The sequence below is a fragment of the Parasphingopyxis lamellibrachiae genome (assembly GCF_003385775.1).
Lineage (GTDB): Bacteria > Pseudomonadota > Alphaproteobacteria > Sphingomonadales > Sphingomonadaceae > Parasphingopyxis > Parasphingopyxis lamellibrachiae.
On sequence record NZ_QRDP01000004.1, the window covers coordinates 937,820 to 960,048 of the forward strand.

General features: G+C 60.2%; 21 protein-coding genes. 9 read left to right on the forward strand and 12 right to left on the reverse strand.

The window, feature by feature from the left end:
* Nucleotides 1-2 precede the first annotated feature (2 nt).
* Complete coding sequence (locus DFR46_RS04690) at nt 3-1,412, reverse strand: UDP-N-acetylmuramate--L-alanine ligase (RefSeq protein ID WP_116235395.1); 1,410 nt, start codon at nt 1,410-1,412, stop codon at nt 3-5.
* Nucleotides 1,413-1,464: 52 nt separating this feature from the next.
* Between DFR46_RS04690 and DFR46_RS04695 the strand changes: the two genes are divergently transcribed.
* The 3 genes from DFR46_RS04695 (at nt 1,465) to DFR46_RS04705 (ending at nt 6,409) form a co-directional block, all read left to right on the forward strand.
* A complete protein-coding gene (locus DFR46_RS04695; protein WP_342769823.1) occupies nt 1,465-2,301 on the forward strand; it encodes an LD-carboxypeptidase in 837 nt (278 codons plus the stop codon).
* Nucleotides 2,302-2,407: 106 nt separating this feature from the next.
* Nucleotides 2,408-4,054, forward strand: a complete 1,647-nt coding sequence (locus tag DFR46_RS04700) for an ATP-binding protein (protein WP_116235397.1) — start codon at nt 2,408-2,410, stop codon at nt 4,052-4,054.
* A gap of 51 nt (nt 4,055-4,105) precedes the next feature.
* A complete protein-coding gene (locus tag DFR46_RS04705; protein WP_116235398.1) occupies nt 4,106-6,409 on the forward strand; it encodes a patatin-like protein in 2,304 nt (767 codons plus the stop codon).
* A 9-nt stretch (nt 6,410-6,418) separates the two neighbouring features.
* On the opposite strand, the gene DFR46_RS04710 is transcribed toward DFR46_RS04705, so the two are convergent.
* Both DFR46_RS04710 and DFR46_RS04715 read right to left on the reverse strand, forming a co-directional pair.
* The gene (locus DFR46_RS04710) at nt 6,419-7,246 is read right to left on the reverse strand and encodes a GNAT family N-acetyltransferase (RefSeq protein ID WP_147297617.1); all 828 of its coding nucleotides are present in this window, start codon (nt 7,244-7,246) and stop codon (nt 6,419-6,421) included.
* A gap of 71 nt (nt 7,247-7,317) precedes the next feature.
* Complete coding sequence (locus DFR46_RS04715) at nt 7,318-8,274, reverse strand: polysaccharide deacetylase family protein (protein WP_116235400.1); 957 nt, start codon at nt 8,272-8,274, stop codon at nt 7,318-7,320.
* A 118-nt stretch (nt 8,275-8,392) separates the two neighbouring features.
* Here DFR46_RS04715 and DFR46_RS04720 point away from each other — a divergent pair, with 118 nt between their 5' ends.
* Together DFR46_RS04720 and DFR46_RS04725 are read left to right on the forward strand one after the other, a co-directional pair.
* The gene (locus DFR46_RS04720) at nt 8,393-9,475 is read left to right on the forward strand and encodes a GNAT family N-acetyltransferase (protein ID WP_116235401.1); all 1,083 of its coding nucleotides are present in this window, start codon (nt 8,393-8,395) and stop codon (nt 9,473-9,475) included.
* Nucleotides 9,476-9,569: 94 nt separating this feature from the next.
* Nucleotides 9,570-10,628 carry a hypothetical protein gene (locus DFR46_RS04725; protein ID WP_211306373.1) on the forward strand — a complete coding sequence of 353 codons (1,059 nt, stop codon included), beginning with the start codon at nt 9,570-9,572 and terminating at the stop codon, nt 10,626-10,628.
* A gap of 9 nt (nt 10,629-10,637) precedes the next feature.
* Here the strand turns inward: DFR46_RS04725 and uvrC are convergent, their stop codons facing one another.
* On the reverse strand, nt 10,638-12,563 hold the full coding sequence (uvrC, locus tag DFR46_RS04730) for an excinuclease ABC subunit UvrC (RefSeq protein ID WP_116235403.1): 1,926 nt from the start codon (nt 12,561-12,563) through the stop codon (nt 10,638-10,640).
* 137 nt (nt 12,564-12,700) lie between these two features.
* Between uvrC and DFR46_RS04735 the strand changes: the two genes are divergently transcribed.
* Nucleotides 12,701-13,105 carry a cupin domain-containing protein gene (locus DFR46_RS04735; protein WP_116235404.1) on the forward strand — a complete coding sequence of 135 codons (405 nt, stop codon included), beginning with the start codon at nt 12,701-12,703 and terminating at the stop codon, nt 13,103-13,105.
* A 69-nt stretch (nt 13,106-13,174) separates the two neighbouring features.
* Here the strand turns inward: DFR46_RS04735 and DFR46_RS04740 are convergent, their stop codons facing one another.
* The 5 genes from DFR46_RS04740 to DFR46_RS04760 form a co-directional block, all read right to left on the reverse strand.
* Entirely contained in the window at nt 13,175-13,777 is a 603-nt protein-coding gene (locus DFR46_RS04740) for a F0F1 ATP synthase subunit B family protein (RefSeq protein ID WP_116235405.1), read from the reverse strand.
* Complete coding sequence (locus DFR46_RS04745; RefSeq protein ID WP_116235406.1) at nt 13,770-14,264, reverse strand: F0F1 ATP synthase subunit B family protein; 495 nt, start codon at nt 14,262-14,264, stop codon at nt 13,770-13,772. Before DFR46_RS04745 ends, DFR46_RS04740 begins: the two co-directional genes overlap by 8 nt.
* Nucleotides 14,265-14,337: 73 nt before the next feature.
* Complete coding sequence (locus tag DFR46_RS04750) at nt 14,338-14,565, reverse strand: F0F1 ATP synthase subunit C (RefSeq protein ID WP_116235407.1); 228 nt, start codon at nt 14,563-14,565, stop codon at nt 14,338-14,340.
* 46 nt (nt 14,566-14,611) lie between these two features.
* On the reverse strand, nt 14,612-15,364 hold the full coding sequence (locus tag DFR46_RS04755; protein WP_211306450.1) for a F0F1 ATP synthase subunit A: 753 nt from the start codon (nt 15,362-15,364) through the stop codon (nt 14,612-14,614).
* Nucleotides 15,365-15,444: 80 nt separating this feature from the next.
* The gene (locus DFR46_RS04760; RefSeq protein ID WP_116235409.1) at nt 15,445-15,765 is read right to left on the reverse strand and encodes an AtpZ/AtpI family protein; all 321 of its coding nucleotides are present in this window, start codon (nt 15,763-15,765) and stop codon (nt 15,445-15,447) included.
* A 196-nt stretch (nt 15,766-15,961) separates the two neighbouring features.
* Between DFR46_RS04760 and DFR46_RS04765 the strand changes: the two genes are divergently transcribed.
* The gene (locus DFR46_RS04765) at nt 15,962-16,705 is read left to right on the forward strand and encodes a PdaC/SigV domain-containing protein (RefSeq protein WP_116235410.1); all 744 of its coding nucleotides are present in this window, start codon (nt 15,962-15,964) and stop codon (nt 16,703-16,705) included.
* A 6-nt stretch (nt 16,706-16,711) separates the two neighbouring features.
* Here the strand turns inward: DFR46_RS04765 and DFR46_RS04770 are convergent, their stop codons facing one another.
* Genes DFR46_RS04770 through DFR46_RS04780 form a run of 3 tightly spaced genes read right to left on the reverse strand, consistent with a single transcriptional unit; the run spans nt 16,712 to nt 20,486 of the window.
* On the reverse strand, nt 16,712-17,095 hold the full coding sequence (locus DFR46_RS04770; RefSeq protein WP_116235411.1) for a YdbL family probable chaperone protein: 384 nt from the start codon (nt 17,093-17,095) through the stop codon (nt 16,712-16,714).
* Nucleotides 17,092-17,331, reverse strand: a complete 240-nt coding sequence (locus DFR46_RS04775) for a YnbE family lipoprotein (protein WP_245953682.1) — start codon at nt 17,329-17,331, stop codon at nt 17,092-17,094. The genes DFR46_RS04770 and DFR46_RS04775 overlap by 4 nt, the downstream gene beginning before the upstream one ends.
* Nucleotides 17,328-20,486 carry an intermembrane phospholipid transport protein YdbH family protein gene (locus DFR46_RS04780; RefSeq protein ID WP_116235412.1) on the reverse strand — a complete coding sequence of 1,053 codons (3,159 nt, stop codon included), beginning with the start codon at nt 20,484-20,486 and terminating at the stop codon, nt 17,328-17,330. Before DFR46_RS04780 ends, DFR46_RS04775 begins: the two co-directional genes overlap by 4 nt.
* A 53-nt stretch (nt 20,487-20,539) precedes the next feature.
* Here DFR46_RS04780 and radC point away from each other — a divergent pair, with 53 nt between their 5' ends.
* Entirely contained in the window at nt 20,540-21,223 is a 684-nt protein-coding gene (gene radC / locus DFR46_RS04785; RefSeq protein WP_116235413.1) for a RadC family protein, read from the forward strand.
* Nucleotide 21,224: 1 nt separating this feature from the next.
* Nucleotides 21,225-22,223, forward strand: coding sequence for an NADPH:quinone oxidoreductase family protein (locus DFR46_RS04790; RefSeq protein ID WP_245953684.1), 999 nt, complete (start codon nt 21,225-21,227; stop codon nt 22,221-22,223).
* Nucleotides 22,224-22,229 lie beyond the last annotated feature (6 nt).

Below are 22,229 nucleotides of genomic sequence, written 5' to 3' on the forward strand. Positions count from 1 at the left end.
TACTAGTCTGTTCGCTGCTGTTCGATACGGTCGAGAATTTCTGCAGCAAATGTCGAAAGCGTGTCGTCGCGCGCGCCCATGATCAGGATGCGGTCGCCAGGCTGAGCGAGTGTGGCAAGCCGGGCACCGCACGCATCGCGATCGGGGATATGCTCGGCCTGCCGGCCCGCCGCGACCACACCATCGATGATCGATCCGCTGCCAACGTTGCGATTCGTCGTTCCACCAAAATAGACAGGATCGCAAAGAATTAGGCGATCTTCCTCCGTCAGATTGCCAGCAAAGCAATCGACCAGCTCCGCACCCATTTTCCTGAGCGGTCCGTAGCCATGAGGCTGGAAAAACACCAAAAGCCGCCCGGGAAAAGCGTGCAACGTCCTCAGCGTCGCGGCGATCTTGTCGGGGTTATGCCCGAAATCGTCGATAACCGTCGCCCCGCCGGCCGTGCCGACAATCTCGAAGCGACGCCGCAGGCCCTGAAAACAGCCGATAGAGGCCGCAGCCTTGTCCAGGGGAATATCGCAAGCCCTTGCTGCCGCCAGCGCAGCCAGGGCGTTCGCCGCATTATGCCGACCCGGCACGGCCAGCTCGACGCGGTAGTTTTCCTCCCGCTCACGAACATCGAAAGCCACGGACAGCGGTGCTTCGACGATATTGCTGCCGTAAATATCCGCATCGGAATCGCCGAAACCAAAGGTACAGCGCCGCCCGGGCGCCAGCCCTTCGGCCAGCCGCGCGCTTTCGGAGTCGTCGATATTGACGATTGCCTTTCCGGCTCGCCCCAGGAACGCGCCAAAAAGCTCCCGCAGCTCTTCCATCGACTTATGGTCGAGCGACACGTTGTTGAGGATCGCGATGTCCGGCTCGTAGAGCGCAATCGAGCCGTCGCTTTCGTCGACCTCGCTCACAAAATCATCGCCTTGCCCCACCAAGGCACTGGCGAACGGCGTCTCATCGGAAATGAAATTCTTCATCACCGCGCCGTTCATCACCGTCGGGTCAAGCCCGCAATCATGCAGGATCCAGCCGATCATCCCGGTCACCGTCGATTTGCCGCTGGTGCCTGCAACCCCGATGCTCCGGCGAGCCGCATTGAACAGGCTCGCCAGCAGCTCGGGCCGCGTCATCCGTTCCAGCCCGAGGCGTTGTGACGCCATGACGTCAGGGACCGTGTCCTCCACCGCTGCGGACGCCACAAGTATCTGAGTTTTATCGGTTACCCCACTGCCATCCTGCGGGAATATGGCAATGCCCTGACCGCGCAGCCATTCGAACTTGTCCGCCGTGCGTCCCTGATCGAGCGCGCGATCGGAGCCAGCCACCGTAAAGCCGCGCCCGCGCAATATGCTGGCCAGCGGCAACATTCCGCTCCCGCCGATGCCGCAGAAGAAATAGGATTTGTCGTTTGTCATCCCGCCTCGCTATGGGGAGCGGGGCGGTTTTTCAATTTCGGAAAGGCATCGGGTGTTAAAAAAAGCGATGCGGATCGGCATAGTTGCAGCAAGTTCGCCCTTCACACGGGAAACGGCGGAGCGCGTCATCGCGCAGGCAAACGCGCTTTTCCCGGACGATCCGCCCGAGCTTTATGTCCATCCCAACAGTTTTTTGGCACATGGTCATTTTGCCGGGAATGATGCCGAACGGGCCGAAGCCTTTCTCGACATCGCCAACGACCCGGCGTTCGACGCGCTCTGGTTTGCCCGCGGTGGCTATGGCGCATGCAGGATCGCCCAAAGGGTTCTGGATCGACTGGAGCCTGAGGCGCGGAAAAAACAGTATCTTGGCTATAGCGACGCCGGAGTGCTGCTCGCGGGGCTTCACAAAGCCGGCTGCACTGTCGCGCACGGACCCATGTGCCAGGACATAGTGCGGGACGGTGGCGAAGCAGCCATCGACCGGGCGCTGCGCTGGCTGGTCGATCGCGCCCCCGATACCCTGGAACCGTCACTGGCGGACGGTCGCCCGGCCGCCGCCTTTAACATGATTACATTCAGCCAGATACTCGGTACCGCACTCCAGCCAGACTTAACAAACTACATTCTAATACTTGAAGAAGTATCTGAATATTTGTATAAAATTGATCGAACCATGCATCACATTACGGCCAATCCCGACGTCCGCAAGGTCGCCGGCATTCGGCTGGGCCGATGCAGCGATATCACGAGCAACGATACGGATTTCGGCATGACCGGCGAAGAAATTGTCCGGCACTGGTCTTCGGTGACGAATATCCCCTTTCTCGGCGCAGCCAATATCGGGCATGATACTGAAAACCGGATTGTCCCGTTCGGAAGTGTATAAAAATACCGCGAAAAATGGTTCGCGTTTACGCATAGTTAACCATCTTCGGTGAGAACCCTGTCGGAGGCGCGAAATTTCCACGGCGCAGGGGGCAAGGATACCGATCATGGCCGATATCAGTCACGAACAATCGCTCGACGAGAGCCGGTACAAGGCGCTCCGGAAATCCCTTGCCGAAGCACAGACGCTGATCCTGTCTTTCACAGCCGAAGGAAAATTTGAAGGGGCACAACCGGACTGGACTGTGATGACGGGTCAGACGCGTGCCGACTACGAAGGCGATGGCTGGAAAAAAACGATTCATCCAGACGATCTCGCAACAACTGAAAACGAATGGAGCATCGCCAGCAAGAAAGGTGCGCAGTTTGTCCGTGTACACAGGATCCGCGATCGCAACGGCACATGGAAACGCGTTGCATGGAATGCCGTTCCGCAATTCGATCAGGCCACCCAAATCCGCTCATGGACGGTCCTTCACGCAGATATCACCGATCTGCGCCCCAACAGCCGCGAAAAAGTCGTTCCAATATCGGGCTCAATGCTACGCCCGCTGGAATATTCCTCGATCATGGATCAGATCGGCGAAGGCATCATCGTTACCGATACACTCGGGCAGATCATCTTCGTCAACGACGCGGCCGTCAAACTGCACGGCGTGCACAATCTTGATGTCGATCCGAAAGACTATGCCGAATCCTATCGGCTGTTCACGGTCGATGGCGAGCCCTATCCTGCGCTCGAACTTCCACTCGCCCGCGCCGTTCTCCAGGGACAAACGGTCGAGGATGCGCGTTGGCGAATAAGGCGGCCGGACGGTTCGGAAATTCTGGCGATAGGCACGGCCCGGCCATTGTTCGATTCTGACGGCAACCAGGCTGGCGCAGTGCTGGCCATGCGCGATGACACAGCGCGCCACGCGGCGGAAGAACAGCTGGCCTTGCTCAACGAAACCCTCGAGACCCGCATCGAGGAAGCCCTGGACGAGCGAGCAGCCGCGGAGGAAGCTCTGATGCAGGCCCAGAAAATGGAAGCTGTAGGCCAGCTAACCGGCGGTATCGCCCATGATTTCAACAATCTGCTGACGGTAGTCTCGGGAAGCGTAGAGCTGCTCGGACTGCGCCTGGCCGCCATTGATGACGCCAAAGTGCATCGGAACCTTGCGAGCATAGGAGCGGCAGCCAAGCGTGCCGCCGCATTGACGCAGCGACTTCTGGCATTTTCCCGGCGCCAATCACTGGCTCCGGCCCCCACAGACCTCAACCAGCTGATCGGCGATGTCGGCGATATGATCCAGCGCACGATTGGCGAGAACATAATCTTCGCAGCCGATCTCGCGCCGAATATGCAACATATCCGCATCGACAGCCACCAGCTCGAGAATGTCCTGTTGAACCTTGCCCTCAACGCCCGGGATGCGATGCCCGAAGGTGGCCAGCTTTGGTTCAAAACCGAAGCCACCGAAATTGGAAATGGCCATTCGGAACTGATGCCGGGAGACTATGCGACCATCTCCGTCATCGACACCGGTTCTGGCATGGCCCCAGAAACTATCGCACGAGCGTTCGAACCGTTTTACACAACCAAGGAAGTGGGCAAAGGCACCGGCCTCGGCCTTTCCATGATCTATGGGTTTGCCAAACAATCCGGCGGCCATGTCGACATCGCCTCGGTGCTGGGCGTCGGCACGACTGTCAGACTCTTTCTGCCTGTCCATCGCGACGACACGGAGGACAGCGCGCAAACTGAGCATTAAGTCGCGCCGCAAACGCTCGACAACAGCACTCACACCTGCCAGAATCTTGGTATGCGAGAGAAAGAGTTGCGCCTGGCCCTTGTCTGTTATGGCGGCATCAGTCTCGCAATCTACATGCATGGGATCACCAAGGAAATCTGGCGGCTGACCCGGGCCAGCCGCGCCTTTCATGACGATCTTGTACCTACAGACACTTCGCAACGCGTGTACCGCGAACTGCTCGACACGATCGAACAGCGCAGCGGCATCAAATTGCGCGCGCTGGTCGACATCGTCGCTGGGGCCAGCGCAGGCGGCATCAACGGCGTGTTTCTCGCGGAAGCCATCGCTTCGGGAAAATCGCTCGATCCCCTGACCGACCTCTGGCTCGACAAGGCCGATGTCGACATCCTGATCGCACCGGACAAACGCCCGATTTCCCGCTTTACCAAATTCTGGGCCGTTCCAATCGCCTGGGCCGTGGCACGCCGCCGGGGCGGCACCATTGAGGCTACAGTCGATCCGGCAGCCTGGGATGAGGTCAGCGCCAAGCTCTCCCGCTTTGTCCGGGCCAAATGGTTTCAGCCCCCTTTTGGAGGCAAGGGGTTTACCAATCTTATCATCGATGCGTTCGAAGCAATGGACACGATGCCAGCCACCAAGCCGCTGCTGCCGGAAGGCCAGCCACTCGACCTGTTCGTGACGGTGACAGACTTTCATGGCCATCCGCAGAAACTGCATCTGAACTCGCCGCCCGAAATCATCGAAACGGAGCATCGGTTGACCCTTCCCTTCACCGATCACGGGATGGCGCCCCGGAATCTGGGAAGCATTCCCGAACTGACCTTTGCAGCCCGGGCAACGGCCAGTTTTCCCGGCGCCTTTCCACCGTTTACAGTCAAGGAACTCGACGCCGTGCTGGCGGACCGCGGGATCGACTGGCCCGGTCGCACCGCTTTTCTCCAGCGGGTCTTGCCACGTCACTTCGCAGCCGGGACCGCCGAATCGACACCGCTCATCGACGGTTCGGTGTTGGCCAATGCGCCCTTCGGCCCGGCTATCGACGCCTTGCGGGACCGCCCCGCCCACCGGGAGGTCGACCGGCGTTTCGTCTATATCGATCCCAAGCCCGGCGTCCGCAGCATCGAAATGGGCGATGGCGACGGCGGAAGCCCCGGTTTTTTTCGGGCAATTTTCGGAGCGCTTTCCGATATCCCGCGCGAGCAGCCCATTCGCGACAATCTGGAAGCGATTGAGGAGCATTCGCAGCGGATTTTGCGGATGCGGCGGATCGTCGAGGCAATCCGTCCCGAGGTCGAGAACGCGATCGAGATTGATTTTGGCCGGACGCTGTTCCTCAATCGCCCGACCCCGCAACGCCTCGCAGCATGGCGCGCAAAAGCCCAGAATTTCGCCGCCAAGGAAGCGGGCTATGCCTATGTCTCCTACGGCCAGCTCAAACTGTCTGGCATCATCGACGAGATTGTCGGCATGCTCAGCAGCATTGCCGACAATGGCAGTATGGAAGACCGGTCCCTGCATCGCGCCATCTGGAGCGCGGTCGGCGCAATGGGGCTTGGCGACTCCGAAGCGCTTTCCAATTCGGGTGCCAATGAAAGCGCCATAGCATTTTTCCGGCAGCATGACCTTTTGTTCCGGACGCGCCGGCTGCGATTCATGCTGCGCAGCGTCGCCCAGATCGAGGAAAGCGGCCAATGCGATCCCGATGCATTGAACGTCCTGCGCGACGCCATTTACGAAACACTGGGCCTCTATCTCGAGCGCGAAAGGCTGGAATTTTACGATAACGATATGGTGGAAGCCGCCCTCAACGCGGCGACAGCGCCCGAAGCGGCGCTCGAAATGCTGGCCAAAACCCGCAATCTGAAGACCGTCGATATGCAGGGAGAAGAGTTACTGGCAACCGGGCTGGCCGCCCTGCCAAAGCCGAAAAGGCGAACGATGTTGTTCGCCTATCTGGGCTTCCCATTTTACGACATTGCCACACTTCCCCTGCTGCAGGGCGAAGGGCTGGACGAGTTCGACCCGGTGAAGGTTGATCGCATCGCTCCGGAAGACGCCCAATCGATCCGCGAAGGCGGTGCTGAAGCGACCCTCAGGGGGATCGAGTTCAACAGCTTTGGCGCGTTCTTCAGCCGCGCCTATCGCGAGAATGACTTTCTCTGGGGCCGGCTGCACGGCGCGGACAGGCTGATCGACATTCTTCTGTCCACGGTTCCGGAAGACAAGGGTCTGTCGGGAGACGAGGTCATGGCGGTCAAGAAACGGGCATTCCGGGCGGTTCTCGAAGAAGAACGCCCTCGCCTCACGCATATTGCGGCCCTGTTCGGGGAGCTGGACGAGGAAATCGGCTAGCGAGTGGCGCTAGCGCGAGAAACGGCGGACCCATTTGCGCAGACCCAGCCGCTTGGCAAAATCCACGCCGCGGTCGAAAGCCGCCAAAGCGCCGGCCAATAGATAATTGCCAGCCGTCTTGCGGAGCAGCAACAGGTCGACACACGCAATCCCGTCCGTCGCGAACAGCCTTTTATGCTGCCCGTCGCCCTCGGTAAAATCGAAACGGCGAAACCGTCCTTCCTCGATAATCTGCTTCATGGCTTCTATCTGCAGCACGGTTCCGGGCGAGTGCCGGGCCCATTCGGGGTCATAGCCAAGATAGGCATAGATCAACGTGTCGCCATCGGCAGGCGCATAGAGATAACTGACGGGTTTATTCTGGACGAACAACAGCCAGGCGCGGGCCTCTCCCCGGGCCGCAGCGCGCATCATCTGGGCTTTGTATTCCGGATCGTCGGGCAATCCGGCATCGAGCAGCTTCTCCTGATAGGTTTTAGCGGAAACGCACCGAGCGAGCGTCTGGAATTCGGCCATTTCCTCCGGACTTTGATAGATACGGATATCGAGTTCTCCGCCCGAAATTTTCGCAAACTTCCGCACCTTTCGACGAAGCGTCGAACGGCTCTTGCCCGAAAAGGTCGCAAGATACGCATCGTAGCTCCCCGACATATCCGCATAGCGCCGGGAATAGCGCTGGCGGACAAGCGCCAGCATGCCCGGATGCTGCGCCGTGATCGCCGCCAGCCGGTCTTCGCGAAGCGAGGTGATCAGATAACCATGGTCGGCCGGGTTAAGTCTTGGGGTCTCGAAACTCTCTCCACGCATCGCCTCCCCCAGGGAAAGGCCGGTACGCACAAGCCGTCGCCTGACGGACAACACCGTGCGGGCGCCGACCTGAAAGCGCAGAGGAAGAGATATGGCCGATGTCACGCGGCGCGCTTCTCGATAAGGTTCGACCAGAGCTGCCCGGCCATTCGCCCGGCCACCAGTGTCAGAGATGCTGGTACCGGCTCCAGTGCCCCGCCAAGCGGCAAGGTATCGAGATCGGCAAAATGCATGGTCGGTGCCCGGTCGGCGCGATCCGCAAGCATGGCGCACAGCCCGTCGAACCGTTTCCTGACCACCGGATTGGGGCGGAGCCCGTCGCGGGTGGCCAGTTCAAAACTATGGCCAACGGGAACGAATGTTGGATGCCCATTGGCAACGGCATGATCCAGCGCATGCGCCATTTCCGCCAGCGAAACGGCGCAAATCTGCATATGCCGCAACCCGCCGCTTCCGGTCCGCATCTGAGATACCGGGATCTCGATCACACCCTGATGCTCCACCGGTGCGGTCTGATCGAGCGGCAATGACAAGGCGCTCGGCCAAGGCCCCTCGCAGCCATTGTGGCTGCTGTCGTAGCGAATGCCCAACGCGGCCAGGACACGCAGACTATCCTCATTCACAGCATAGCTGCCGGATCGAAAGGCGATGGGATCGGCGGCACCGGCTTCGACAAGAAGAGCCCGCGCTTCGGCAATCAGGGCGCGCTGCTTGTCAAACGGGTGATCGATCAGCTCGAACACCGTTCCTTCCGCCACTGTGCCATCCGTCCGCGCCTGTTCCCACATCGGATGGATATGCAGCTGCACCTCCTGCCCGGCGCTGGTAATGGTCTCAACCATCCGGCGCACGGGATCGATCCCGAACACCAGCGCCGGCATCGGATCCACAAAAAAACAGGCCTTGAGCCCGTGGTGGGCCAGCTGGGCCAGTTGATAGCTAAGGCCGACGCCCGCAGGCTCGACGCTGCGCGCATAATTCTCTTCCCAGCCCGATCCGGCGATGTGATGGCGCCAGGTCAGCTCAGTATCGATGGTCAAAATGGTCCGCGTTCCCATGCCTTCGCCATAAGCCCAAGGCTGAAAATATTCGTAAACATCCGCAAATTTCCGCGCGTCATGCAGCGGATAAACGCGATCTTAAGCATGCACGCCTAGACAATGGACATGTTTCAGCGTGACGAGGGAGCGGCTCAGCCTGAATATTCTCGCAGCCATTGATAGCGAACTGCCGGCAATTGATGTCGTCCCGTTCGCCGCATCCGATCTCGATGCGGTGACGGCCGCCGCGCATCCAGCACAGTCCTTTCTCACATCAGGCTGGTTTGGCGCGACCGAACAGTCCCATAAAATCGCAGGCGTTCGCCGCCCGGATGGAACGCCGATTGTGGCAATTCCGCTTACCGCGCGCTCTATAGGGCCGTTTCGGATCAGTGAAATACCGGGCAGCTACTGGCCGTTTCGTAGCTTTCCTGTTGCCAGCAACATGAGCGATGCGGAGTTGGGCCTGGCGCTCGGTGGCAATGCGATGCAGCGCGCGATCGGCCGGATATTCCGCTTCGGGCCCGTCTATTCGGACGATCCGGTACGCTCGCGCCTTGTCCCGCTTGCCCGCGCAAATGGCTGGCAAGTCATCGAAAAACCGCTGGCCACCTGCTATGAACTCGATCTCGCTGCCCTTCACGCAGCAGGGCCATGGCCCAAAGGTTCTACGGCCCGCAAGAACCGTGCGCGCGAACGCAAACTCTCGGCCGATGGAGAGTTGAACTATCATTTCCTGATTGGTCCGGAGATCGACAAGGCGCGCATGGATGCCATGGCCGAAGTCGAAGCCGGGAGCTGGCTCGCCAAACTCGATGGCGGCGGCGATACCAAATTTCTCGACCCCAAAAACCGGGCCGTCTGGGAAAAAATGATCGCCGATCCAATACTATCGCAACGCCTGTTCGCGTGCCTCATGACGGTCGGCGACAAACCTATCGCCTTCAGTTTCGGGCTCGAGATCGATAATTGCCGCTATTACATCGCCAATAACTACGACGATGGCTTTTCGAAGTTCGGGCCGGGCAAGTTGCTGCTTTACAAGGATTTCGCATTCGCAACCGGCCGCGGCGTCGATACCGTCAGCTGGGGTGCCGGAGATGCCGGCTACAAGACCGAAATGGGCGCCGAACCGGGCCCTGAAATCCAGGACCTGCTGTTCGTGCGCGGCCGGATTTTGGCAACGCTGCTCCGTCCCCTTTTCCTTCGCAAAGGGTAGGAAGCCCGGATAGGCCTTCATTTAGGGCATTTTTACCATCCGTAGCTATTCTCGGCCGATGCTCGACACCAAACCAGACGCCACATCCAAGCACATGGCAATACTTGTGGCTGCCTCGGCGGCCCTGATTGGCATGGGCGCCATCTCGATCTGTGAGATGAGCGCTTTTGGCTGGCACCCGGCACGGGAAGAGCCGGCCGATTTTTCGGCATATCATTTCGCGAGAATGCTGTTCTCGATGCTGCTGTCTGCTTTTCTGGCCGCTGTGCTGGCCCGGCCCTGGCTTCACCGCGTCGCCGATGACGTGACGGCCCTCGATCCGACAGAAATCCGCAACGGCACGCTAACCGCAGCCGTAGCCGCCATTTCAGTAGCGATACTGGCCTGGAATCCGCCGTTGTTCCACTGGTTTGCACGCGAAGACAATATTCTCGAATGGGTATCGGCACTATTCGTTCTGGTCGGAGCAGCCTTCCTTGCGCTCGCGGTTCTACGCCGCGCACGGAAGCCGTTCGACGGTTTTGGTGCGATCCTTGTCGGCCTTCTCATCCCCGTCGGATTCGCCGGACTGTATTTCCTGATTGGCATGGAGGAGATTTCCTGGGGCCAGCGCATTTTCGGTTTCGAGACGCCAGACGGCATTGCCGCCCGCAACTGGCAAAGCGAGTTTAATTTCCACAATATCCATACCGATATTTCGGAGCTCGCCTACTATTTCGGTACCGGGTTGTTCCTGATCGTCCTGCCGCTGGCCAGGCCAGCACTGCGCCACTGGAAAATCGCTTCCACTTTTTCGGATTTCTTTCCCAACCGCGCGGTCGCTGCGCTCAGCGCGCCAATGGTTATCTTCAGCTACGGTCACTGGAGCCTCGTGCCGATCCAGATGCTGACCTTCACTGCTCTGTTTGCCATGCTGACATTTGCGCTGAGCGCGCGCCGGCGCGGCGAAAGAGCCGAAGCCATGCTGTTTGCCGGCATCGCGGTACTGATTGCCGTCGGCCAGATCCTTGTCCTCTATTTCGGACCGCACATGCTCGACCTGCCGGACGCCACGGAGTTTCGCGAACTCTTCATATCGATCGGCCTGTTCGCCTTTGCCGCCTATTATTATTTCGGCACCGCTCCGGACGGCCCGACTCCAGAACGGGCCTGAACCCGAAGCTTATCCCCCTGCATGAAAATGGTCGTAAATTGCCTGGGCCATCGCTTTTGAAACACCCGGCACACGCATGATGTCCTCCAGCCCCGCCGATTTCACGGCGCGCGCCGTACCGAAATGAAGGAGTAAGGCCCGTTTGCGCGCCGGACCGATACCGGGAACTTGATCGAGGGGACTCGTGCCCATCGCCTTGGCCCGTTTCTGCCGGTGTGCACCGATGGCAAAACGATGGGCTTCGTCACGCAGGCGCTGGAGGTAGAACATCAGGGCGCTGTTCGGCGGCAGCAATTCTTCCCTCCCGTCGGGAAAGTGGAAATGCTCGCGCCCCGCATTGCGATCCGGCCCCTTGGAGATACCGATCAGCGCAACATCGCCGATCCCCATTTCCTCAAGCGTGTTTGCCGCCGCGCTCACCTGTCCCTTGCCGCCATCGATCAGCACGAGATCGGGCCATTCGCCCTTGCGCCGCTCGGGATCTTCCTTCTCGGCCCGGGCAAAGCGCCGTTCGAACACTTCGCGCATCATCGCGAAATCATCGCCGGGCGCGGTTTCAGGCCGTTTGATGTTGAATTTGCGATAGCTGGATTTGCGATACCCTTCCGGCCCTGCGACCACCATCGCGCCCACAGCATTGGTGCCCGAAACATGGCTGTTATCGTAAATCTCGATCCGGTCGGGAAGATCGTCCAGTTCGAACAGTTCCGTCAATTCGCGCATCACCTTCGCCTGACTCGAGGATTCCGCCAACCGGCGCTCGAGCGCCTCGGCCGCATTGCGCGTCGCCTGCTCTAGCAATTTGCGCTGATCGCCGCGCTGCGGAATCTTGAGCCTGACCTTCCGGCCCGCGCGCTCGGCCAGAGCTTCCGCCAGAAGAGCAGCATCCGGCAATTCGCGGTCGATCAAGACAAGCTTGGGTGGCGGGACCTCTTCGTAGAATTGCATGAGGAAGGCCTGCAAAGCTTCCTCCTCGGGAACGTCCTTGGTGTGCGCGGGAAAGAAGCTGCGATGGCCCCAATTCTGGCCGCCGCGAATGAAAAACGCCTGGATACCAACCGTTCCCGCCTTGCTCGCCAGAGCGAAAACATCGGCGTCCGACACCCCCTGCGCCGTGATCGCCTGACTGCCCTGGATGAAGGTCAGCGCCTTTAGCCTGTCGCGGTAAACCGCCGCCATCTCGAAATCGAGATTTGTCGAGGCTTTCTCCATCTGTACGCCAAGCTTCTTCTGCACAGCGGTGCTCTTGCCAGAGAGGAAGCTTTTCGCATCTTCAACGAGCTCGCCATAATCCTGGTCGCTGATCCGCCCGACACAGGGCGCCGAACAGCGGCGGATTTGATAAAGCAGGCATGGCCTGTCCCGATTGCTGAAAAAACTGTCTGTGCAGTTTCTGAGCAGGAACATCTTCTGCAGGGCATTGATCGTCTGGTTTACCGAACCGGCGCTGGCGAACGGCCCGAAATACTGCCCCTTGGCGCGACGCGCACCGCGATGCTTCATGATCCGCGGAAAATCATGGTCCTCGCGGAGCAGGATGAACGGAAAGCTCTTATCGTCGCGCAGCAGGACGTTATAGGGCGGCCGATAGCGTTTGATCAGCTGCGCCTCGAGCAGCAGCGCTTCGGCCTCGGTCTCGGTCGTTACGATCGTCATCGCCCGGGTCTGGGCGACCATGCGCTGAAGCCGCTTGGGCAATTGCTGGATTTGCGCATAATTAGGCACGCGCGATTTCAGGCTCGCCGCCTTGCCGACATAAAGCACATCGCTGCGCGCATCGAGCATCCGGTAGACGCCGGGCCGTGCGGGCAGCGTTTTCACGACATCGCGGATTGCCGCTACACCCGCGTCGAGATCGGGCATATCGCTGCCCTTGACCGTGAAGGTGGCCTTGTCTTCATTGAACCGGTCCGGGGCGTTGGGTTGATCGTTCACAGGAGGGATTTAGGAGTTTGGCGACCCGGCCGCAAACGGCAATCCAAATTCCCGCAGCGCCCGTTTTGCAGTCAACCGCATTGTCCGCGACACCACGAACTTCTACCAGCGAGAACTTTCCCGGAGGAACGAACCACATGCCTGCATATCCGAACGCAAAGACGATATCTTTTGCGCCGCTTTTCCTCGTCGCATTCGGCTGTGCGGTTTCGCTTGCCGCGCAAACCACCGAAGAATTGCCAACCGCGTTCGATGCGGGCTGGCAGGGCGAAGAAGTGTGCGAGCTGCTATACGAGAATGACGATATGCGCGTCGGGCGCTGTACATTTCCGCCCGAAATCGGCCATGAGCGCCATTTCCACCCCCCGCATTGGGGCTATATCCTGGAAGGCAGCACCATGCGGATTACCGATGCCGATGGCACGGAAGAGCGCAGGCTGGAAAGCGGTGTATCCTGGTGGAGTGACGGCGTCGACTGGCATGAAGCGGTCAATATCGGTACGGAAACGGGCGTCTACCTGATTGTCGAACCGAAATCCTGACGATTGCGAGATCGTTCCGTTTCCAAACGATCCGCCCCGGCGATCAAAACTTTCGGGCAATCGAGCAGCCTAGTTGAGGCGCACATCCATGCCGGAAATCGTGCTGTCGATCAGCGCCTTGTCCGCATCGGCATCATGCTTCTGCTGGATCAGCGCTGCGGCGGCAGCGGTCGCAGCGCTTGCAGCCTTGGCACGGACTTCGGCAATTGCACTGCGCTCGGCAGCTGCGATCTTGTCTTCCGCAAGGCGGCTGCGACGTTCGATAAGCGCATCGGCATCGGTGTGCGCCTGAGCGACAATGCTATCAGCTTCTTCGCGGGCCCGGTCGAGCATCGCGGCGGCTTCCTTGTCGGCATTGGCGGTCTTGGCTTCATATTCGGCCTTGATCGCTTCGGCTTCGGAACGCAGCTTCGAGGCTTCGTCAATCTCGGCGCGAATAGCGGCAATGCGCTTGTCCATCGCGGCGCCGATGATCGACGGGACTTTCTTCCACAGCATCACGGCAATGACGAATATCATCGCCATCGCAACCCAGCCATTGGCATCGAGGAACAGGGCCGTCGGCTCGGCGTGCGCAGCCTCCTCGGTATGGGCCTCCGTAACGGGAAGCCCCAAATCGTCATGAACTTCGTTCGAAAGTTCCTGTTCCAGTTCCGGGTTACCTTCAGCCATTGGCCATCACCTCTTTTACGGCCTTGCTGGCATCCGCCTTGGCAACCTTACCGCCGGAAACTTTGGCCACGATGTCCTGTGTCGCCTCCACAGCGACATTTTCAATCTCGGTCAGCGCGGCAGCGCGCGCCGTGGCCAGTGCAACTTCGGCTTCGGCGAGCTTGGCATCAAGCTTTTCATCGGCCGCCGCGACGCGCTTGTCATTTTCGGCAGCAGCGTTTGCCTTTGCCTCGGTCGTAACGCCATTGGCGTCCGACCGCGCGTCGTTCATCTGGTTGCGATAGGTTTCCTCAATCTCGTCCGCCCGCTGATGCGCTGCCTCTGCAGCTGCAAGATCGTCCGTCACGCGCTTGGCGCGCGCGTCGATCGTATTTTGCACTTTGGGCAGCATCGCCTTGGCGATACCGAAATAGATAATGGCGAGCACGACGAGCAGCGACACAATCTGTGACGCGTAGCTGATCATGACCTGATCTATTTGTGGCATGAGACCGAAATCCTATCGCTTGTCTTCAACTCTAAACCGAACAGGCGCTGCCCGAAGGCAGCGCCAGATCAGACTAGAATACGAAGAGGATCAGGATGGCTACGGTGAAGGCGATCAGGCCGAGCAGCTCGGCAGCAGCGAAGCCAATGAACAGACGGCCCTGTTCGGCATCGGCGGCAGCCGGATTGCGCAGTGCGCCTTCAAGGAACGATCCGAAAACGTTGCCCACACCGGTGGCGGCAGCGCCAACACCGATTGCAGCAAGACCGGCACCGATCATTTTTGCAGCTTCAAGTTCCATGGAATTAACTCCTTTTGTCGTATCTGAATAATGGTTGGAATAAGGATCAATGCAGGTTTTCTGCATCGTTGATGTAGAGAGTCGTCAGCAGTGCAAATACATAGGCCTGAATGGCGCAAACCAGCAGCTCGAGCGCGCTGATGAACACGATCAGGAGGAAGCTCGGCAGGCTGACCAGCAGGCCATATTCCGCACCGGCATTCATGCCCTGGACGATGAAGCTGCCAAATACTTTGAGAAGGATATGGCCGGCTGTCATTGCGATAAACAGTCGCAGCGCAAGGCTGAACGGACGAACCATGAAAGAGATCAGCTCAATCATGAAGATCAGCGGAACCATCGGCAACGGCGTACCGTGCGGGATGAACAGCGTGAAAAACTTCAGCTTATGTTTCCAGAAACCTACCGCGAGCACGATCGAGAAGCTCATCACCGCCATCGTACCGGTGATCACGAAATGGCTCGTTACCGTGAAGGGATGACCACCCACTACGCCAATCGGCACCAGGCCCAGCATATTGGCGAACAGGATGAACATGAAGATCGTGAACACGAAGGGAATATATTTCTTACCCTTCGGCCCGATGCTGGTTGAAACCATATTGTTTATAAAGCCGGTCAGGCCTTCCACGGCGAGCTGCCAACGGCCAGGGACCAGTTCGCGCTTCATGCCGCCCCACATGAACAGCCAGATCGCGGCCAGCGCAATCAGCATCCACATGGTGGAGTTGGTGAACACGATGCTTCCGCCAGCTGGATCCCAGGCGCCGACAAGCGGCTCCACCTGAAACTGGTGCATCGGATCGATTTCGCCGCCTTCAGCCACGCTCAAACATCCCGTTCATTCTGTCAAAAAGCGCCCAAGATCATACAGCACGATCATTCCGGGCGCTCTTTGGCAATTCGAAACACATTCCTGATGCCGACAGCGAACCCGAGGAACATCATCGCCAGCATCAGCCATGGGAAGGTGTTGAACCACAGGTCTAGCAACCAGCCGATCACACCCCCACCAACAGGACCCCCGATCATTTCGGCAAGCACACGGTTCCCTTGAGAATAACCCTTGGCGGGAACCTTGTTGCGCTTGCCAGACCGTATCTCTTCTGCGCGTTGGGCGGCCTGCAATCGCTCTTCAAGCGACTCAAGCCGCGAATCTTCCGCGACGAAGGGATCCTGTGCGGTTTCTTTCTCCGCCATGCTTGCTCCTATTGGCCAAATAACGCCGGACGCGCGCATGGAGGCGATCGACCCCGCCAAGGCACGGCCCGTTTAGTGAGCGGCCCTATTCAAGTCAACCGCATATGATGCAGTGCGGCATGGCATTTGGGGATTGTTTGCGCAGGCGAAATCGACGACTGTCGATGGTATCGAAAATTGACCCGGGAGTTAGGATATGAAGGCGCAAAACAACCGCTTGCGAGGTGCTCTTCTCGGCATGTTGGCTATTGGCCTGACTATAGCTGCCGCCTTCCCTGCCGCACCCGGCTCTGCCCAGCAGACGGAAGCGGAAGATGGCGGCTTCACCTTCACGATTCCGACGCTGCCCGATTCCGCGCCACTATTGCAGAACCAACTCGAATCGCTGCGCGATCGCGCGCGGTCGGACTATGACCGGGGACGCGCCGAACTGGCGGAATTGCAATCCGCTGCCGCGAGCGCCTACCAGCATAGCCAGCAGTGGACGGTTACGGGACGCACCGACGCGCTTATCGGTCTGGACAGCGAAACCTTCAGCTATACCGGTGGTGCGCACGGCAATACCGCGTTCGACGCCCTGATCTGGGATGTGGCCGGCGATCGGCCGATCGGTATCCTCGGCCTGTTCGCCAACCGCTATCACGGACTCTCGATGATCGACCAACCCTTCTGTACCGCGCTGCGCGATCAGCAGAGAGAACGAATGGGCGATATTGCAGAGGATGATCTCTGGGCCGATTGCCCCTCGCTCGATCAGGTCGCAATTGCGCCGACGGGCGGAGACGGTGTGTCCTTCACGGGATTTCGGGTGCGTGTGCCGCCCTATATCGCGGGCCCCTATTCAGCCGGCTCGTTCGATGTCGACGTGCCGGTAACCGCGGAAATGATCGACGCCCTCAAGCCTGCATATCGCGAGAGCTTCGCCCTGCCCGGCGGCTAGGCCAGCCTAGCAATAATCGGGCGTCGGGATCGGCGCGGAGCCGCGGGTCCGCCAGACACCGTCACGCAGCTGATAAGCCTGGCCCGGACTGACACTAGACAGACGATTGCATGCGGTTTCTTCGGCAACCTGCTGGCGCGTCGTCCCGCGCTGCTGGGCAAGATCGGAAAAGGCCGAGCGGCGCCCAAGGTTGATGGCATCGACCTGGGCGCGCAGTTCCGCCGATGGGGTCTGCGCAAAACCGAGATAGCCCGAGGCTGTTTCGCCCACGATTCCTTGCGAAATCGCCTGGCTCACAGCACTGTTCTGGGCTGGGGCCATGGTTGCGAGACCACCGACAATCGCGGCAGTGGCAAAAATGGCGGCGAGGCTTTTGTTACGCTTGGTCATTCTGGAAACAACTCCGGGTTATTTTCGATCAGATTCTCGACATCTTCCTGCAAGTTCACGTCGACAGTCTGTTGCACACTGATATTCAATTCGATCACAATGGGTTCCACTGGGGCCGACACCTGAACGCAGCCGCTTGTAAACACAGCGCAAGCTGCTGCGATTAAAAGAGGCGGCAATTTCATCCATCCATGGGTCGCATTGCGCTCCTTCAACGTCAATATGGCAGTCTTCATGGCAAATCTTCGCTTTCGGTGGCCTGAACATCACGTTCGGCCTGTATTCGGTTTATGCGGGCACGAATTGCCTGATTGACGAGAAAACCGGGGTCGTCGAGCAGGCGGAAGGAATAGAGCATCTGGTTGAACGGCGCGTTCATCCGGATATTGAAACGGATGGGAATTTCGGCCAGTTCCCGCGTAAAGCCGCCGACGATGAAGCCCTGGCCCTCCCGATCCAGATTCGGCGAAACGCCGGTAAAACTGATATTGGTGACCATCTCGCCGTCGATCGCGCCGTCGAAATCGATCCTCAGTTCCGAATAGCGGATCAGCTCCAGCGCGTTGAACGCCAGCGAGCCGAAAAGCCCCAGATTCACGTCGCTAATCTCGCCGACATAGGAAAATGTGCCGCCGCCGGCCCGGGAAACCAGATATCCGTCCTCAATCCGCCCGCCATTGATATCGAAGACCATCGGCAATTCGCCGTCGAACAGGCCCGTCGCGACGATATTTTCGAAATCGCGCGATTCGAGGAACTGGAACCCGTCAACCCCCTCGACCCGGAAAACGAGCTCGCGCGCCTGATCAACACGGAAATCGAGAATCGTGGGATCGAGGATCAGCGCACCGCCGGCAAAAGGCCAGCGCGCACCCTCTACCCGCACCCGGTTCGCCGAAAGCAGCTCAAAGCGCACACGACCGTCCTCGACCAGCACACCGGGATTGATTTCGCGAATCGTCGCCACCTGCCCGGGCTCCGTATTCATGCCGAGCAGATCGGTGAAGCGAACCTCGCTGTTGAGACCCCGCACCGGGCCAAACGGTGCGGCAAGGTCAACATCCGTCAGCTGGTAAACGCCGTCGCTGGTCACGCCGGCTGCATCCCAGTGGATCGTTCCGATGCCACTCACCAGCCCTTCCACCTCGGCCACGATCCCGAGCAAGAGATTGGTCAGGTCCGTGGGCTGGAGCCGGTCGTTAAACGCCAGGTCGTCAGTCTCCAGAACCGCCTCGCCGCTCCCGTCGCGAAGATCATGGTTCAGGGAAACATTAGCAATCAGCAAATCCTGTTCCGGCGTACGCAGACCGCCGGACATGGTGATCAGGCTGCTTTCCATTCGCAGCGCCATGTCGCGCACGACCAAGGGCTCGAAAAGCGTGTCCGGATCGTCATTGGTTACGCCGGCAACCCCATTTAGCTGCAGGATGCCGCCAACAAAGCGCCAGTCGCCGGAGCTGTCCTCCAGCCGGATCGGCACATTGGCGATCTCCCCTGCGGCGGCGGAGAACTCGCCATCGACGCCGCCGGTGACGAAACGCGCCGCCAAGCGACCGATATCCAGCTCGGATTGTGCGCCCGCCGGGCCAAGCCTTACCGATACGCCGTTTGCGGCAAAGGCGGGCCGGCCAAGGGGCAGACGAAAATCCTGCGCGCTGATTGACAGCGGCGAGCCGCCCAGCGTTCCCCGTAATCGGGGGCGGATCAGCCTGCCCCCGCCGCTCATGCCCACACCCGGCGCATACCGCACCAGCGTGCCGCCTTCGACCGGGCAGAAGGGCAACCGGGTAGGCCCGACAGTCACCCCCGCCACGGAAAGGCGATCCCAGCGAACCGGGACGCAGCCTTCGCCGAATGCGAGGCGTCCGCCCCGCCCCATCGTTCCGGCGACCGGCATGCGCAGCCGCTCGACCCGGCCATCGGCGAGCGGACCGGTCATCTCGATCTGGGTGACGATCCGCGTGTTTCCATCGGCTGCCGCGGTGAACCGCACCGGAGCGAGGTTGAGGACGGCATTGCCGGTACGGATCGGCGCAATCTCGGCATAGCCTTCCAGCGGAGCGCCCGCCGCCGCCTGATCCAGCGTCACGAAGCTTTGCGGGAAGCCGCCGCCCGCCAGCCGCATCGCTCCGTCGAAACGCAACCCACGATCGGGCCAGGCGTAGCGCAGCCCCTCTCCCCGTTCGAGCGCGACCCGGGCGCCGCTCTCGCTTGTCCCGCGTATTTCGGCAAAACGCACCGCGCCGCCGCCTTCCCCATAGGCTCCGGTAATCGCGAACTGCGCATCGAAATTGCGTCCCGCCGCCTGTAAGGCACGGGCGAGACCGGTCCCCACCGGGCCCAACGGCGTTCCTTCCGCGCCTCTCAGGGCGGCAACCAGCCCATCCAGAACAGGGTCTCCCGCCTGCGCACCGACGAGCTCGACATCGCCGTCAAAACCGATTGATCCTCCGCCATTCCTGATCCGGTAATGGCCGCGCAATGCGGTTCGCGCCGCCCGAATATCCTGTCCGCTCGCACCGGCTGCGCTTAGCCGCATGGTGCCGGTCGTCTGGCTTCCCGTCTCGCCATCGAAGGACACTGCAAGTCGCGTGGCGGACGCGCGCGCCTGTGCATGCACGATTGACGCGGCCAAAAGCTCGGCTTCCCCCCCCCAGCGGCGAAAGCTCTCAGAGAAAATGGCATCGAGCGCCAGTTGCGGCTGGACCATCGCAAAGCCGGTATCAGTGCAAGACAGTTCCCCGGCGCGGGCCGGCCCTTCAATGGCGGGGCGGCGATCATTGACAGCAACCGCGAAATCCGTCCGCACAGCCGATATCTCGCATCCCCGATATTTCAGGCCCGGGCTTGCCGCTGCAAGTCGGCCCCGAAAGCCGTTCTGGAGAGCTCCGGACCCGAATGCGGCAAGCGCCACCGGTCCATAAGGCGTCTGCAGGCGCATGATCGCATCCGTCAGCTCCAGCTCCATATCGGGAAGGCTGAACGGCTCCCCGGTCGGTTCCGGCAAAAGGCCGTTGAGCTGGCCGAAATCGAAAGAGCCATCGACCAGCCGGCCGTTTATCCTGACGCCGCGCGCCACAACCCGCCGGATTTCCGGATATCCCAAGCCATAGCGCAGATAGATAAATGCCGAATCCACAGTAAGATCCGGATTGTTGGGATCGCCAATGACAAGATTATCGATTCGCTGCCGGCCGAATCCGATCTCCTGAATCTCATAGCCGCCCTCAATCTCCGCCTCGGCGAGAATGTCATCGATATAGCTGGCCGCAATCGTCTCGCGCTTTAGCCAGGCGATGCCGGCAGCTATCGCCAGCAACAGAATGAAACCGCCAAGGCCATATCGCCATCGCCCGCGCGTATCCTTCTGACGAGGCTCGTCTTCTTCCATGATGCTGAATTAGCGCGATTGCACGCAGGCCGCCATCCCGATAGCGTTGCACCATGGCAGATGCACCGACAGATGGCACAGGCCACCGCGCCCGGCTGAGGAAACGGCTGATCGAGGGCGGTCATGGCGCGCTGCTCGATCATGAGCTGGTCGAATATCTGCTGACACTCGCCATACCGCGCCGCGACACCAAACCTCTGGCCAAACAGCTAATCGCGGAATTTGGCGGGCTGGGCCCGCTCCTGTCGGCCGAGCCCGAAGCACTGTCGCGGATCGGCGGTCTCAGCGAAGGGGCGGTTGCCGCGCTGATGATCGCCAAGGCGTCCGCGCTGCGCCTGCTGGCCGACGATATCCGCGAAAAACCGATACTCGCCAACTGGCAGGCGCTGATCGATTATCTGCATGCCGACATGGCGCACGAACCGATTGAGCGGGTGCGGGTGCTCCATCTTGACAGCAAGAATATCCTCATCCGCGATGAAGTAGTAACCGAAGGATCGATCGACCAGGCCGCCGTCTATGTGCGTGAGATCATCCGCCGCGCCATCGATCTGCATGCGAGCGGGCTTATCCTCGTGCACAACCATCCCAGCGGCGATCCGGCCCCCAGCAAGGCCGATATCCAGCTCACCCGCGAAGTTGCAGAGGCCGCCCGGCCGCTCGGCATCGCCGTGCACGATCATCTGATTGTCGGCACCCAGGGCCAGACCAGCATGCGAAGCCAGGGACTGATATAGAATGGTGTATCCGGCAATGATGCGGACGTTGCAGGTCGTCAGCCTAACGCCCGATTTCAAAGGCTGCGCCGTTGCGGAGGTTTCGGTTCCCCGACCCGGCCCCGGCCAGGCATTGCTCCGGGTCAAGGCAGCTGCGCTAGGTTTTCCCGATCTCCTGATGACCGAAGGCAAATATCAGCATCGGCCCGAACTGCCTTTTACGCCCGGCAACGATATCGCGGGAGAGATTGTCGCGTTCGGCGGCGATGATGCCGATTTCGCGGTTGGCGACGCGGTCGTGGCGACTTTGGGTGTCGGCGGTTTCGGCGAATATGCGCTCTGCCCGATCGCCGCGCTCAGGCGCAAACCGGAAGCCATGACGTTCGAGGCGGCCGCCGCCTTTGGTGTTGCCTATCTGACTGCCTATGTGTCGCTGGTCCGGTGCGGAGCGCTGCAGCCGGATGAATGGTTATTGGTCCATGGCGCGGCGGGCGGCGTGGGGCTTGCGGCAGTAGATCTCGGCCGGGCGCTCGGCGCCCGGGTGATTGCCGCCTCTGCTTCGGACGAGAAACTCGCGACAATCGCGCGGGAATATCAGCCCGATGCCGCAATCAATGTGACAGGCGGATTTCGCGAGGCGGTGAAGGAGATCACCGGTGGCGGCGCAGATGTGATTTACGATCCCGTCGGCGGCGATATTTTCGACGAAAGCACACGGTGCATCGCGTTCGGAGGCCGCTTGCTGGTTATCGGCTTTGCTTCCGGCCGGATCGCGACCGTCCCGACCAATATCCCGCTCATCAAGGGCTTTTCGGTCGTCGGTGTGCGGGCCGGAGAATATGGGCGCCGCTATCCGGAGCGCGGCGTGGAGAATTTCGATGCGATCTGGACGCTGGCCGAAGCGGGTCGACTAAAGCCACACGTCCACACTGCTGTTCCGCTCAGCGGGTGGCGCGAGGCGTTTGGAATGATGCGAACCCGTCAAGTGGTAGGGCGCGTCATCATCAAGCCGGGTGAATAACGCAAA